Raw genomic sequence first — 13,526 nt, 5'->3', positions numbered from 1 at the left:
AGGCGCAAAGGGCGATCAGGGGACGCTCATGGTAATTGTAAAGACAGCGCTCGCCGGTCTCCTCGCGTGCGCGTGCGCGGCCGTCGCCGCGGCCGATCCGGTCTATTCCATCAATGCGCACGTCGTGGGCGCGGGCTCGTCCGCGCGCGCGGGCAGCGCGTGCTTCCGCCTGCGGGCGACGATCGCCGAAGCGGTCGCCGGCTTCGCGTCGAGTGCCGACTACGCCATCGCCGGCGGATTCCGCGCCACCGCACGCGGCGCGGATGACGTCTTCTTCTCCGGATTCGAGGACTGCGCGCCATGATCACACGCAGCGCTCTCGCGATCGCGCTGGCCTTGTCGATACAGGCGGGCGCGGTCGATGCGTCGCCGCAATCGACCGCGTTCACCTACCAGGGCACGTTGAGCGCGAACGGGCAGCCCGCCGACGGCAACTACGATCTCGCGTTCAGGTTGTTCGACGCGGCCGAGGGCGGCACGCAGGTCGGCGACACGATCTCGATCGCGCAGTTTCCGGTCGTGGCCGGCGCCTTCACCATCGACCTCGATTTTCCCGGCGCGTTCGGCGGTACCCAACTGTGGCTCGACGTCACGGTCGGCACGCAGACGCTGAGCCCGCGCCAGGCCGTCAACGCGCTGCCGGTCGCGCAGTACGCGCTCGCCGGCGTGATCGGACCGCCGGGTGCGACGGGTCCCGCGGGACCGGCTGGACCTGCCGGTGCAACAGGATCTGCGGGGGCAACGGGGCCCGTGGGCGCGACCGGACCGACGGGTGCAACGGGACCAGCGGGCGCGCCAGGTCCCACGGGTGCGACGGGACCTGCAGGCGACACGGGTCCCGCGGGTGCAACAGGTCCGTCAGGTGCAACGGGTCCGACCGGCCCGACCGGTCCCGCATTTTCCGAACTCGCGCAGATCACGAACCTGTCGACGCAGTTCGTCGTGGCCGGCAATGCAGTCTTGTTCGACACGAACGCGTTTCTCGGTGGAAACATCACCCACAATGCGGGCTCGTCGTTCGTCTTCGTGAACGTGGCTGGCACGTACCACCTGCAGCTGCGGGTCTATGCCTCGACGACACCGTGCACGTTCGCCATCATGGTCAACGGATTGTCGTCCGCTTCCAACCGGTTCCCGTGCGCCGGCTCTCCGTACGCCACCGGCGACGCGATCATCAGTTTCAATCCAGGCGACGTGGTGCAGATCAGCAACCTGGGAGGCACCGCGCAGACGCTTCCGGCGGGCGTCAACAATGCATCGCTGACGATCGAGCGCATCCAGTAGATGCATTGCGTGTGCTGAGGTCGTTGCTGCGCAGGTCGCGACAGGCCCGCCGACCCTGCGCTCCGAAAAACCACCCCAAGAAGCGCGGGCGATGCAGGGATGCATCGCCCGCCGAAGCCGCTTCGCGGCTGAGGCGGCAAACGTAGCGCGGCTCGGCCGCGCTCGTTTGCACGCAGGTCGCGGCAGGATGCCCGATCCTGCGCCTACGGTTACTGCCCGCGCATGCGCCCGAGGAAACGCGGGCCGTTGTTGCCCATCGTCGGCAGCTTGATCTTGCCGATCGCGCTGATGCGCTCTTCCGCCATGCGGTCGGCCGCCTTGTAGGTCGGCACGTTGTCGCGCTCGGCGATCTGGAAGATGCGCGAGAGGTTGTAGTAGATCGTGCGCATCATGCGCATCGCACGCTCGCGGTTGTAGCCGTCGATCTCGAGCGAAACGTTCATCACGCCGCCGGCGTTGACCGCGTAGTCGGGCGCATATAGCACGCCGCGCTTGGTCAGTTCGTCGCCGATCGCGTCGGTCGCGAGCTGGTTGTTGGCGGCGCCGCAGACGATCTTCGCCTTGATGCGGTCGATAGTCTTCTCGTTGAGCGTGCCGCCGAGCGCGCACGGGCTGTAGACGTCGGCGTCGACGTCGTAGATCTCGTCGAGGCCGACCGCGGTGCAGCCGTACTCGTCGACCGCGCGCTGCACGAGTTCCTTGTTGATGTCGGTGACGAATACCTTCGCGCCCTGCTCGCGCAGCAGCTTGATGAACTCCATGCCGACGTGGCCGGCGCCCTGCACGGCGTAGCTGTACTTGCCGACGTCCTCGTTGCCGTACTTCTTGTTCAGCGTCGCCATCAGGCCCTGCAAGGTGCCGTAGGCGGTGAACGGCGACGGGTCACCCGAACCGCCGTGCACCTGGTGCACGCCGGTCACGAATTCGGTCTCGCGGAACACCCACTCCATGTCGTTGACGTCGATGCCGACGTCCTCGGCCGTGATGTAGCGGCCGTTGAGCGAATTGACGAAGCGGCCGAACGCGCGGAACAGCGCCTCGGACTTGTCCTTGCTCGGGTCGCCGATGATGACCGCCTTGCCGCCGCCGAGGTTGAGGCCGGCGACCGCGTTCTTGTAGGTCATGCCGCGCGACAGGCGCAGCACGTCGTTGAGCGCTTCCGCCTCGCTCTTGTACGGCCACATGCGCAGGCCGCCGAGGGCGGGGCCGAGCACGCTGTTGTGGATCGCGATGATGGCCTTCAGGCCGGCGTCCTTGCTGTGGCAGAAGACGATCTGCTCATGGCCGGTCTGCGAGACGGTTTCGAAAATCATGGCTGCTCCTGGCGACGCGTGGAAATACCCGTCCCGACCCGTTGCGCGATCGCGGAACCGGGCGAAGGACGAGCTGCAAGTAATTGATGGGAATTCGGTTTTGCGGATTGCCGGAGCGGTGCCGGCAAAATGCGGCGCGTAGTGTAGTCCCGCCCGCCCGGCGGCGACAGTGGCCGCAGGTCCGGACGGGGCATGGGTTGAAAAACACGAACGATCGTACTATTTTCAGCGCATGAGCAGTCAGCCTGCCAGCAGCAAGGGGGCCGCGACGCGCGAACTCATCATCGATCGCGCCTACGCGATCGCGAGTCGCCAGGGCCTCGAGGGCCTGTCGATCGGCGATCTCGCGCAAGCGGTCGGCATGTCCAAGAGCGGCGTGTTCGCGCATTTCGGTTCGCGCGAAGACCTGCAACTGGCAGTGCTCGACGAAGGCGGTCGCCGCTTCGGCGAGTTCGTGCTGATCCCCGCGTTGCGCAAGCCGCGCGGCCTCGTGCGCCTGCGCGCGATCATCGACGGCTGGTTCGACTGGGTACGGGAAAACCAGCACGGCTGCCTCGTGATGTCGGCGATCAGCGAATACGACTCGCGCCCCGGACCGCTGCACGACGCGGTCGTCGCGCGCGTGCAGCGATGGCGCAGCGACACCACGCGCGCGACGCAGATGGCGATCGACAGCGGCGAGCTGCGCGCGGACACCGATCCGCAGCAACTGTCGTTCGAGATCTTCGGCATCGCGCTCGCGCTGCACCACGACACCCGCCTGTTCGATCCCAAGCTCGCGCGCACCCAGGCCGAGCGGGCGATCGAGCGCCTGTTCGCCGCCCATTTCCCCTGAAGCACACGCCCGAGGTCCGCCATGGCCACCCTTGTCGCCGCAAGAAATAGCACGATCGTTCGTAATATCCGCTTCGCGCTCCTGCGCGCAGGCTTCGCCTTCGGCAGCTGGCTGCGGCCGGCGGCGACCTTGCGTCGTGCGTATCGCCTGTTCTGCACGCCGCTGTCGGTCACGCGCCGCCGCGCGCTCGCGACCGACACCGGCGGCGCCGCGCTCGGCTCGCTCGCGATCGGCGGCGAGCAGGTGAGCCTCTACACCTGGGGTGATCCGTCGGCGCAGCCGTACGTGCTGCTTTCGCACGGCTGGTCGAGCCACGCGACGCGGTTCCTGCCGTGGATCGCGCCACTGCGCGAAGCCGGCTACGCGGTCGTCGGTTTCGACCAGGTCGGCCATGGACGCAGCAGCGGGCGGCGTGCGACCTTGCCCGATTTCGCCGCGGTGCTCGCCGAGATCGCGCGTCGGCACGGCCCGTCGGCTGCGGTCATCGGCCACTCGCTCGGCGGTGCGGCGACGATGCTCGCGCTCGCCGACGGCCTCGCGACCGGACGCGCGATCCTGATCGCGCCCGCGGCCGATCCGATCGACGCCGCCTCGCGTTTCGGCCGCTTCGTCGGTCTCAACGACTACCTCACGCGACACCTGTTCGACGAATACGAAGCGAAGCACCCGCTGCGCGTCGCGACCTTGCAGGCGCATCTCAAGGCGCCGGCGATCGCACGACCCGCGCTGATCGTGCACGACCTCGACGATCGCGAAGTCCCGTGGGCCGAAGGCGAGCGCTACGCGCGCCACTGGCCGGGTGCACGCCTGCTGACCACCACCGGCCTCGGCCACAACCGCATCGCGGACGACCGCGCCGTCATCGACCACGCACTGTGCTTCCTGCGCGGCGAGGCGATCGGCGAGCGCGTCGTGTCGTCGCCGAACCTGCCGTACGGGTTCGCGTGAACCGTTGACCGTTGCCGGCGATGTGCGGCCGCGTTCGGTTCGGCGCAGCCGCGCATTCACCTCCGGGATCGGCCATCCGGCCCGGAGGAACGTTCATGTCGATTCGCCGTTCGTCGAGCCTCGTCGCCTTGGCGGCCGTCACCGCGATGCCCGTCGCGCGCGCCGCGACGTACGTCGTCACGCGCCACGATGATCCCGCGGTGATCGCGTGCACGCCACGCGACTGTTCGCTGCGCAGCGCGGTCATCGCCGCGAACGCGAATCCCGGTCCCGACGTGATCCGATTGTCGAAGGGCGAATACGACCTTGCGCTGGCGCCGTTCCACCTGATCCCCGGCGGCGCGTTGCATGTGCAGGACGACCTCGCCGTGCAAGGCCTCGGCGCGCGCAGCACGACGATCCGCCAGCACGCGCGCTATCGCGTGTTCGATGCGTGGTCGACGCGCCTCGACATCGTCGGCGTCGCGCTGCTCGACGGCGAGGTGCCGGAAGCGCAGGCGGCGCACGGCGGCGGCGGCCTTTACGCCGAGAACGCCGACGTGACCCTGACCGACGACGTGCTCGCCAACTGCAGCGCCGGCTACATCGGCGGTGCCGTGCACGTGAGGGGCGGCCACCTCGCGCTCGACGGCACGTCGATCGAACGCAATCGCGCGGCGATCGGCGGCGGCATCGCGATGGACGGCTCCGACCCGCGCCTGGCGCTTCGCAACCACGCGCGCCTGCACGCGAACGAGGCCGACTGGGGTGGCGCGCTCGACGCGCGCGCCGGCGTCGCCGATGCGCACGGCGAGATCGCGCACGGCGCGATCGTCGTGATGGATGCGGGCAGCCTCGTCGACGCCAACCGCGCCACGTACGGCGGCGGCGCGGTCTTCGTCGAGAGCGGCAAGGGCCTCGACGTCTCGCTCGACGAGGACGACGTCGACGCGCCTGGTGCATTCGCGCGCTTCGTCTCGAACGAGTCGTTGCCGGCGGAGGTCGGCGGCAACGGCGGCGCGTTCCTCGGTGAAGGCGCGCTCGTGCTCGCCCGCGTGCGCCTCGAGGCCAACCGAGCGATCCGCGGCGGCGCGTTGAACATGCGCCGGTCGCTGCCGACGCCGTTCTGCCCGACCACCGCGGTATTCGACAGCCTGCTGCTCGGCAACACCGCCGCCGTCGACGGCGGTGCGATCTGGGGCGGGCAAGGGGCCGTGTACGTGGATCGCACCGCGTTCGACGACAACCACGCGACCTACCTCGGCGGCGCGATCTACTATGCATCGGGAGACCTTCACGCCCTGGGTGCCTGCGACGTCGCCGGCGTGTCGCTCGTGAACGCGAGCGTGCATGCGAACGGCGCGAACCACGGCGCCGGCATCGCGATCGGCAACGGTGCGGGCGTGCACGGCTACGCCCGCCTCGACGTGCACTACGCGAGCTTCCTCGCGAACCATTCGACGAGTTTCGACGGCGCCGCCGACGTCTACGTCGAGAACGAGCGCGTCGCGGACGGTCGTGGCGGCTTCGCCCGCAGCGAGAACGGCGCCACCACGCGTGCGTCGGTCTACACCGGCGGCTGCGCCTACGGCACGCCGTCGGCGCTGGCCACGCTCGGCGCGAACGTCGACACGTCCGCGTACACCTGCACCGGCAGCGGCGACCGTGCCGGCGTGGATCCGGCTACGCTCGCTCTCGCCTACGGCTACTACGGCGGCCTGTTCGCGCTGGCGGGGATCGTGTCGCCGGCGAGCGTGCTGATCGACGCGGCCGACGGCGACTGCCCGGCCACCGACGCGCGCGGTGCCGTGCGCGCCGCGACCGTCTGCGACAGCGGCGCGTTCGAATGGAATGCGCCGATCCCGTGAGCCTCAGCGATTGAGCGCCTGCGTGTCGCGGCTGCTGCCGGGATAGTGCGGCAACGCGGGGTCGAGCGCGTCCCAGGCGAGCTTCTCCGCGACCCAGATCTCGCGCGTCGGCGCGAACGCGTCGGCGGCGTCGAGCGTCGCGCTTGCGATGTCGATCGTGCGCGCCTCGCCGTCGTCCTGCCAGGTGAGCGTGCTGCCGCAGCGCCCGCAGAACGTGCGCGTCACGCCGGGCGACGACGCGTAGCGCGTCGGCTCGCCCCGCGTGAAGCGGAACGCAGCGCTGGGAAACACCGCCCACGCGAGCGACGGTGCCCCGGCGGCGAGGCGGCAGCTGCGGCAGTGGCAATGCGTGCGCGCGACCGCGTCCGCTTCGGCGCGGTAGCGGATCGCGCCGCAAAGGCAGCCGCCTTCGTGCGATGGGTTCGTCATGTCGTCTCCTCCCGGATCGAGCCGCGCGCGGTGCGCGACTGAAGATCGAAGATTGAAACACGGAGCACACCGAGCACACGGGGAAAGCAAGAGGAGGGTGGAACCCATGAGCAGGAAAAGCTCTTCCTCCGTGTGCTCCGTGTTTCAGGCTTCCGACTTGGATCCGGTGCCTTCCACGGGAGCGGAGTGCGGCCCGTCCCTGCGATGCAGGCGCACGCCCGCGATCACGAGCGCGATGCCGGCCCATTCGAGCGGCGTCGGCCGCTGCTGCAGCACGAGCGCGCCGATCAAAGCGGCGGACGCGGGCAGCAGCGCGAGCATCAGCGCGAATGTCGCGCGCGGCAGGCGCGCCATCGCGAGCTGGTCGCACACGTAGGGAATCACCGACGAACACACGCCGACGCCGATCGCCGCGAGCAGCAGGCGCGGTTCGGCGAACGCGGGCAGCGCGTCGTGCAGGCCGAACGGCAGCGCGACGACGGCGGCGACGAGCATCGCAGCGCCGAGGCGGTCGATGCCGGACGCGCCGCCGTCGCGCGCGATCGCGTGGCCGAGCACGAGGTAGCCTGCGAACAGCGCGCAGTTGGCGAACGCGAACAGGTAGGCGAGCGGTTCGCCGCCGAAGTGGATGCGCGTGAGCAGCGACACGCCGGCGGCGGCGAGGCCGAGCGCGGCGACGTTGCGCGCGTCGCGCAGCGCGACGAACGCGAGCGTGATCGGCGCGAGGAACTCGATCGCGCCGACCGTCGCCAGCGGCAGGCGCGCGATCGCGAGGTAGAACACCGAGTTCATGAGCGCGAGCACGACACCCATCGCGACGAGCAGGGGCCGTTGCGCCGGGGTCGCCGCGGCGAACGTGCGCCACGGGCGGCGCCACAGCGCGAACGCGAGCGCGGCGACGACGATGCGCAGCCACGCGACGCCGAGCGGCGCGAGCGCGCTGAACAGCAGCACCGCGAACGCGGGGCCGAGGTAGTGGAATACCGCGCTGACGAGGAAATACAGCTCGGCGGGAACGCGCGCGGAACGCGTGGATCGGATCGAACCGGACATGGCCGCCTCCGGGCAGGGAACGGGTGTACATTGTCGAAGCCACGGGCGCCTGCGTGAATGCAGGATCGAAGGCTTGATGCGCGGATTTCCACGTATGCGAAAGAAAACGACCAGGAATTCCTTCGATCGCCCGAGCGAGCTGCTCGACGCGACCAATCTCGCGATCCTGCGCGAGTTGCTCGACGATCCGCGCCTGCCGACGAGCGAGCTCGCGCGTCGCGTCGGCATGTCCGCACCGGCGGTCAGCGAGCGCGTGCAGCGCCTGCACGAAGGCGGCGTCATCCGTGGTACGCGGCTCGAACTCGAGCCCGCGGCACTCGGCCTCGGCATCAGCGCGTTCGTGCGCGTGCGACCGATGCCGGGACAGCTGCAGGCGATCTCGCAGCTCGTGAAGACGATCCCCGAGATCGTCGAGTGCCATCGCGTGACCGGCGAGGACTGCTTCATCATGAAGGTGCTGGTCGGTCGCGTCGAACTGCTCGAAGCCGTGCTCGACGAGCTCCTCGCCTACGGCAACACGACGAGCTCGATCGTGCAGTCGACCCCGGTGCCGCCGCGCGCGCCGCCGTTGCCGGGCTGAGCGTGTTCGCGATGTGACGCTCCCACGGCGGCCGATCGCCCGCGAGCGACCGATGCGCGCTTATGTGGGAGCGACGGAAGTCGCGATGCTCTTCCGGAATTGCGAATGGCATCGCGGCTTGCGCCGCTCCCACGGATGCCGTTCGCGCATGAGCGACAGCGCGAACGGGCGCCGCGCGACCGCGGCGCCGTGACCTGCGGCACATGGACGAATCGACGCACGAGCGCCGATGCTGCGTGTTCCCCCGTCGAGGAATTCCTCATGCCGCCGCGCTTCGTGCTCGTACCGCTGTCGCTCGCCTTGCTCTCGTCCGCCGCCGCCGCCGCCGCGGCCGAGGACGACCTCGCCGTCATCAAGCGCCAGTCGCAGGAATTCTCCGATGCGTCCGCGAGCGGCGACGCGGCCGTGCTCGGCCGCCTGCTCGACGACCACGTCGTGTTCATGAACGAAAGCGGCGAGACCGCGACCAAGCACGACATCGTCGACGGCGCGCAGCCGCCGGCGAAGGGCATGTCGAACACGCTCGTGCAGGAAGGCCTCAGCGTCGAGCTGCACGGCAACGTCGCGGTCACGTCGTTCACCGACGTGTCGACCGTGCAGTTCCACGGCCAGACCCTGCACGCGAAATACCTCTCGACCGAGGTCTGGCTCAAGGAAGCGGACGGCTGGAAGATGATCTCGAGCCAGACGATGGCCGCGCAGGACGATCCGCCCGCGGTCGCGCTGCCCGCGAAGACGCTCGACGAATACGTCGGTCGCTACCAGGCCGGCGATTTCGTCTATCGCATCGAACGCCACGGCGACGAACTCACCGGCACGCCCGACGGCGGCAAGCCGGTCGCGCTCAAGGCCGAGCTGCGCGACGTGCTGTTCACGCCGGGGCAGCCGCGCACGCGCCGCATCTTCCAGCGCGACGCCGCCGGCCGCGTGACCGGGTTCGTGAGTCGCCGCGAAGGCCACGACCTCGTGCTGAAGCGCGCCGGCTGAGCGACGCCGGCTGCGGAAAAAACCGGGGTCGGAGTCATTCCCTGGCGCGCGGGGGATGACGGTCCATGTGAAGGACTCCGACCCCTGTCCCGGGGTTCCCGCTCAGGACGCGGGATCGAAGCCGTCGTCGAAGATGCGATCCGCGTCGTCCGCCTCGTAGGCGCCGACGTCGCAGGTCGCGGTCCCGTTCGCATCGCCGTCCTGCGGGCGCACGCGGCCGCGCTGGTCGAGGTCGCCCACGGTCGCCGAGGCGCAGACCGCATCGTCGCCGGCGTCGATCGCCGCGCTGCCCGCGAGCAGCGCATGCGTCCAGGTCGGTCCGCCGTTGTCGGCGAGCGGCGCGAGCGCGAGCGCGGTCGCGGTGACGGGCGTGCCGCCGATGAGCGCGTCGCCGCCGCAGCTCGCGTCGGTCGCGAAATCGTGCGAGCTCGACGCGCTGTCCATCGGTTTGCTGCACAGCGCCGTCGTGTCGGCCGTGGTCGTGGCGATCACGCTGTTGTTCGCGATGATGAGGCCGGTGCCGGGATTGGCGCCGATCGCGATCGATACGCCGCCGACCGATTGCGAACTGTTGTCGACGACCGTGCTGTTGGTCAGCGTGATGTTGCCGGTCACGCTCATCGCGGCGCCGTCGATGAAGCCGCCCGAGCCGTTGTCGCCGAGCGTGCGGTTGCCGGACACGGTGCTGTTGGTCAGGAACACGTTGCCGCCCGCGGCCAGGCCGCCGGCCTGGCTGCTGTTGCCGCGCGTTTCGTTGCCCGAAATCGTGCTGTTGACGAAGGTGCCGTCGAACCAGCCCCAAAACACGATGATGCCGCCACCGCCGGCGGTGTCGCCTTCGGTCCAGTTGCCGGCGATCGTGCTGTCGGTCACCGCGGCGGAGCCGAAGATCACGATCGCGCCGCCGGCGAGGCTGCCGTAACCCTTGGTCCAGTTGCCGATGATTCGGCTGCGCGTGATCTCGGTCGTCGTCGCCGTGGCGAGGCCGCCGCCGACGCTGTTGGGTCCGACGGTGGAGTTGCCGGTCACGACCGAGTCGATCAGATGGAACGCGGACATGCTGCGCACGCCGCCGCCGTTCTCGCCGTCGCCATTGGTGCGCCCGCCGGTCAGCGTGAGCCCGGACAGCGTCGTTTCGTACGAGGTCGTCTGGTCGCCGCCGATGTCGAAGACGCGCGACTGGCCTTGCGCGTCGATCGTCAGCGCGGCGGCGCCGGGGCCGCTGATCGTGACCAGGTCGCCGATCGTGAGCTGGCCGCCGGTCAACGCGATCGTGCCGGTGACGCCCGGGGCGAACACGATGTCGTCGTGGCCAGCCTCGCCGGAAGCGCACCCCGCGACGGCCACGTTCGTGTTCGCGGCGATCGTCGCGTCGCGCAAGGTGCATTCGCCCGGCACCGAACCGTCGGCGAGGGTAGTCACGGTGATCGTCGCGGCGCCGGCGACCGGCGAGGCGAGGATGGCGGCGAGGGCAAGCGGCAAGGCGCGGCGTGGACGGGGAGGCGTGGGCATGGAGACATCCGTTCGGAGAGGGCCGGGAGATCCGCCGGCGCGCCGGAGCGGCGCCGCCGGCACCGCAGAGGCCGAACCTAGTACCGGAGCATGCGGCCGTCGTTCGGCCTGCATTCGAAACCGTCTGCAAACCGATTCAAATGCACGGATTCGAAAGGATTTCGTGGCTGAGTCGAGTCCCTGGGAGCCGAGTTTGTGGGAGCCATCTGTGGGAGCGATCTGTGGGAGCGGCGGAAGCCGCGATGCTCTTCTCCAAGAACCTGAAAGCATCGCGGCTTCCGCCGCTCCCACAAGATAAGGAGAGAGGCCGCTCCGTCAGCGCCCGGCTGCCGGCTCCGGCGGGTCCTGCAACCCCGGCGGTATGGCGCGCTCCCCCGCGAGCTTGCGCGCCTGCTCCAGCGCCCGCGTCCAGGCCCCCGCTTCGCCGCCGGCATGGAACACCGCGGCCTGCAGCAGCGCGCTGTCGAAATCGCGGTCGGCCCAGACGCCGATGCGCCCGCTGCGCGCCTGCGCATCGGCCGCGCGTGCGTGCGCGAGCAGCCACGGTACGCAGGCGTTCGTCGCGAGCACGATCATGTCCGGCACGCCTTGCGCGTCCGCGGTCTCGACGGCCTGGCGGAACAGGTCGTCGGCTTCCGCGTCGTGGTGGCCGGCGGCAGCCCATTCGGCGCGAGCGACGAGGTCGGGCACGGCCACGCCGGGATCGCCGCGCGGCGCGAGCGAGCCGATGCGCGCCTCGACCGGCTGGCCGAGCGCGATGGAGGCGCGTTGCCGCAGCAGCGCCGCGCGTGCGCGTTCCTCGCCGTCGGCGTCGGCTTCCGGCGGCCACACGTCGAGCGCGCGCGCCGCCGCTGCGCGCGCGTCGCGCGCGTTTCCGCGCAGCGCCGCGAGTTCGGCGCGCGCGAGCATCGTGTAGCGCAGGTATTCCGGCGCGAACGCGGGCTGCATGTCGGTCGGGTAGGGCGCGAGCACGCGTTCGGCGTCGCCGAGGCGGCCGTTGCCGATCAAGGCGAGTGCGTAGTAACCCTCGCTCGCCGCGCGCAGGCCGGGGTTCTCGAGCCGCTCGCGCAGCGCCCACAGCCGCTCGCCGGTGGCGAGCGCGTCGGGCCATTGCAGCAGGCGCATCTGCGATTGCAGCACCGCGCTCAGGTTGTAGCGCAGCGCGTCGATCGAACCGAATGCGTCGTTGATGTCGGTCGCGGCGCGAAAGTAGGGCAGCGCCGCGTCGATGCGCAGGCGCGCGCGTTCGAGGTGGCCGAGGTAGTTGTTCATCTCGCCGAGCGTCTTGCGATCGCCGGCGATCTGCAGTTGCGCGCGCGCCTGGCCGAGGTCGAGCGCGGCCTCGTCGAGCTGGTGCAGCATCACGCGAGCCGCGCCGCGTTCGGCCAATGCCATGCCGAGGTCGCCCGGTGCATGCTGGTCCTGCAGCAGCTGCACCGAGGCGTCGAACGACGGCAGCGCCGCGGCCCAGCCGCGATCCTTGCCGATCGCGATCCACCCGCGCATGCGCAGCGCCCGCGCGCGCAGGCGCGGCATCGCCGCGACGGCCGGGTCGGCGAGCACGCGATCGTTGATCGCCTCGGCGCGATCGAGCTGCCCCGCGTGGAACTCGACGCGCACGAGTTCGTAGCGCAGTTCCGGCGTCTCGCGCATCGCTGCGGGCGCGCTTTCGATCGTCGTGCGCGCGGCGTCGAGCTGGTTCGCGAGCAGGGCCGCACGCGCGCGTTGCAGGCGTTCCTCGAGCGGCGCGTCGGCGTCGGCGTCGTCGCTCGACGGGCGACCGAGCGACGCGAGCAGCAGGTCGGACGCACGCCGCGCCGAGTCGACCAGTTCGTGCCGCCCGGATTCGACCCGGCGGCGCGCGTCGTCGGTCGCATCGGCCGTGAGTTCGACGGTCCAGCCGTCCTTCGCGTGGGTGGCGACGCCGCGCACGAGCAGGTTGGCGCCGAGCGTGCGGCGCAACGCGGCTTCGCGTTCCGCCGCGGGCAGTCCGGCGGTCGCATGCACGGCAGCGACGACGCCGTCGCTCGGCGGCACCGGCAGGCCGGCACGGCGCAGGCGCGCGGCGACCATGTCCATGAGGCCGAGGCGCGCCCAGGTCGAGTCGACGTCCTCGGCCGCGTCGATGTCGAACGGCAACACGACGAGGGCTTCGCCCGTCGCGGTCTGCAACGGACGCGGGCCGAACCATCGCCAGCCGGCGGCGAGCAGCGCGGCGAGGACCAGCAGGGCCAGCGCGAGCGCACCGGTGCGCGCGTATGCAGGCCGGGTTCGGCGGGACGGCGCGGCGGAGGAAACGGGGGCGGAGTCATTTTTCCGGACCTCCGCAGTCGAAGCGGGCGGTTCGGAAAAATGCCCCTGGCCCCGTTTCGGTTCGCCGTCGATCACGTCCGTCGGCATCACCCAGCGATAGCCGAACCCTGCGATCGTGCGCACGCTGTGCTGCAGCTGGCTGTCGTCGCCGACCGCGCGGCGCACCTGCATGATCAGCTGGCTCAGCTGCGCGTTGGCGACGTCGACGCGGCCCCACAGCGCGGAGATCAGTTCGTCGTGGCCGACCGCGCGCTCGCGGTGCTCGACCAGGTAGGCGAGGCCGTCGAACACGCGCCGCGGCAACGACAGCAGCCGCCCGCCGCGCCGCAGCTCGCGTGCGGCCGGGTCGATGCGGTACTCGCCGAAGCGGTAAGCGCGGGGTGTGGGGGCTGGCACGGGGCGCGGACTGCCGGGGTGCAAAGGTC

Annotated in this window: 12 protein-coding genes; 7 read left to right on the top strand and 5 right to left on the bottom strand. The window is 70.5% G+C overall.

Translation table 11 applies throughout. The features are described from left to right. The first annotated feature begins 28 nt into the window (after positions 1 to 28). Both FHW12_RS04705 and FHW12_RS04700 read left to right on the top strand, forming a co-directional pair. A complete protein-coding gene (locus tag FHW12_RS04705; RefSeq protein ID WP_182529800.1) occupies positions 29 to 304 on the top strand; it encodes a hypothetical protein in 276 nt (91 codons plus the stop codon). After that, a complete protein-coding gene (locus FHW12_RS04700) occupies positions 301 to 1,284 on the top strand; it encodes a collagen-like protein (protein ID WP_182529799.1) in 984 nt (327 codons plus the stop codon). The genes FHW12_RS04705 and FHW12_RS04700 overlap by 4 nt, the downstream gene beginning before the upstream one ends. A 209-nt stretch (positions 1,285 to 1,493) precedes the next feature. Here the strand turns inward: FHW12_RS04700 and FHW12_RS04695 are convergent, their stop codons facing one another. Further along, entirely contained in the window at positions 1,494 to 2,597 is a 1,104-nt protein-coding gene (locus FHW12_RS04695; protein ID WP_182529798.1) for a Glu/Leu/Phe/Val dehydrogenase, read from the bottom strand. A gap of 232 nt (positions 2,598 to 2,829) precedes the next feature. On the opposite strand from FHW12_RS04695, the gene FHW12_RS04690 reads away from it, so the two are divergent. The 3 genes from FHW12_RS04690 (at position 2,830) to FHW12_RS04680 (ending at position 6,227) form a co-directional block, all read left to right on the top strand. Then, positions 2,830 to 3,432, top strand: a complete 603-nt coding sequence (locus tag FHW12_RS04690) for a TetR/AcrR family transcriptional regulator (RefSeq protein WP_182529797.1) — start codon at positions 2,830 to 2,832, stop codon at positions 3,430 to 3,432. Positions 3,433 to 3,453: 21 nt separating this feature from the next. Next, positions 3,454 to 4,380 carry an alpha/beta hydrolase gene (locus tag FHW12_RS04685; protein ID WP_182529796.1) on the top strand — a complete coding sequence of 309 codons (927 nt, stop codon included), beginning with the start codon at positions 3,454 to 3,456 and terminating at the stop codon, positions 4,378 to 4,380. A 95-nt stretch (positions 4,381 to 4,475) separates the two neighbouring features. Further along, the gene (locus FHW12_RS04680; RefSeq protein WP_182529795.1) at positions 4,476 to 6,227 is read left to right on the top strand and encodes a choice-of-anchor Q domain-containing protein; all 1,752 of its coding nucleotides are present in this window, start codon (positions 4,476 to 4,478) and stop codon (positions 6,225 to 6,227) included. A gap of 3 nt (positions 6,228 to 6,230) precedes the next feature. Here the strand turns inward: FHW12_RS04680 and FHW12_RS04675 are convergent, their stop codons facing one another. Then, a complete protein-coding gene (locus FHW12_RS04675; protein WP_182529794.1) occupies positions 6,231 to 6,656 on the bottom strand; it encodes a GFA family protein in 426 nt (141 codons plus the stop codon). Between the two features lie 144 nt (positions 6,657 to 6,800). Continuing rightward, the gene (locus FHW12_RS04670) at positions 6,801 to 7,709 is read right to left on the bottom strand and encodes an EamA family transporter (RefSeq protein ID WP_182529793.1); all 909 of its coding nucleotides are present in this window, start codon (positions 7,707 to 7,709) and stop codon (positions 6,801 to 6,803) included. 94 nt (positions 7,710 to 7,803) lie between these two features. Between FHW12_RS04670 and FHW12_RS04665 the strand changes: the two genes are divergently transcribed. After that, positions 7,804 to 8,289, top strand: coding sequence for an Lrp/AsnC family transcriptional regulator (locus FHW12_RS04665; protein WP_182529792.1), 486 nt, complete (start codon positions 7,804 to 7,806; stop codon positions 8,287 to 8,289). 261 nt (positions 8,290 to 8,550) lie between these two features. Beyond that, entirely contained in the window at positions 8,551 to 9,276 is a 726-nt protein-coding gene (locus FHW12_RS04660) for a DUF4440 domain-containing protein (RefSeq protein WP_182529791.1), read from the top strand. A 102-nt stretch (positions 9,277 to 9,378) separates the two neighbouring features. Here the strand turns inward: FHW12_RS04660 and FHW12_RS04655 are convergent, their stop codons facing one another. Both FHW12_RS04655 and FHW12_RS04650 read right to left on the bottom strand, forming a co-directional pair. Further along, positions 9,379 to 10,788, bottom strand: coding sequence for a choice-of-anchor Q domain-containing protein (locus FHW12_RS04655; protein ID WP_182529790.1), 1,410 nt, complete (start codon positions 10,786 to 10,788; stop codon positions 9,379 to 9,381). Between the two features lie 315 nt (positions 10,789 to 11,103). Beyond that, the gene (locus tag FHW12_RS04650; RefSeq protein WP_182529789.1) at positions 11,104 to 13,497 is read right to left on the bottom strand and encodes a winged helix-turn-helix domain-containing protein; all 2,394 of its coding nucleotides are present in this window, start codon (positions 13,495 to 13,497) and stop codon (positions 11,104 to 11,106) included. Positions 13,498 to 13,526 lie beyond the last annotated feature (29 nt).

Source organism: Dokdonella fugitiva, assembly GCF_014138265.1.
GTDB lineage: Bacteria > Pseudomonadota > Gammaproteobacteria > Xanthomonadales > Rhodanobacteraceae > Dokdonella_A > Dokdonella_A fugitiva_A.
The sequence above is the reverse complement of the archived record's forward strand: the minus strand, read 5'-3'. Positions and strand labels throughout refer to the sequence as shown.

What these genes read in the sequence shown, in the direction of transcription:
- FHW12_RS04690 (WP_182529797.1), top strand. Translation starts at nt 2,830, where the DNA reads ATGAGCAGTCAGCCTGCCAGCAGCAAGGGGGCCGCGACGCGCGAACTC.
- FHW12_RS04660 (WP_182529791.1), top strand. Translation starts at nt 8,551, where the DNA reads ATGCCGCCGCGCTTCGTGCTCGTACCGCTGTCGCTCGCCTTGCTCTCG.
- FHW12_RS04700 (WP_182529799.1), top strand. Translation starts at nt 301, where the DNA reads ATGATCACACGCAGCGCTCTCGCGATCGCGCTGGCCTTGTCGATACAG.
- FHW12_RS04705 (WP_182529800.1), top strand. Translation starts at nt 29, where the DNA reads ATGGTAATTGTAAAGACAGCGCTCGCCGGTCTCCTCGCGTGCGCGTGC.
- FHW12_RS04665 (WP_182529792.1), top strand. Translation starts at nt 7,804, where the DNA reads ATGCGAAAGAAAACGACCAGGAATTCCTTCGATCGCCCGAGCGAGCTG.
- FHW12_RS04685 (WP_182529796.1), top strand. Translation starts at nt 3,454, where the DNA reads ATGGCCACCCTTGTCGCCGCAAGAAATAGCACGATCGTTCGTAATATC.
- FHW12_RS04695 (WP_182529798.1), bottom strand. Translation starts at nt 2,597, where the DNA reads ATGATTTTCGAAACCGTCTCGCAGACCGGCCATGAGCAGATCGTCTTC.
- FHW12_RS04675 (WP_182529794.1), bottom strand. Translation starts at nt 6,656, where the DNA reads ATGACGAACCCATCGCACGAAGGCGGCTGCCTTTGCGGCGCGATCCGC.
- FHW12_RS04670 (WP_182529793.1), bottom strand. Translation starts at nt 7,709, where the DNA reads ATGTCCGGTTCGATCCGATCCACGCGTTCCGCGCGCGTTCCCGCCGAG.
- FHW12_RS04655 (WP_182529790.1), bottom strand. Translation starts at nt 10,788, where the DNA reads ATGCCCACGCCTCCCCGTCCACGCCGCGCCTTGCCGCTTGCCCTCGCC.
- FHW12_RS04680 (WP_182529795.1), top strand. Translation starts at nt 4,476, where the DNA reads ATGTCGATTCGCCGTTCGTCGAGCCTCGTCGCCTTGGCGGCCGTCACC.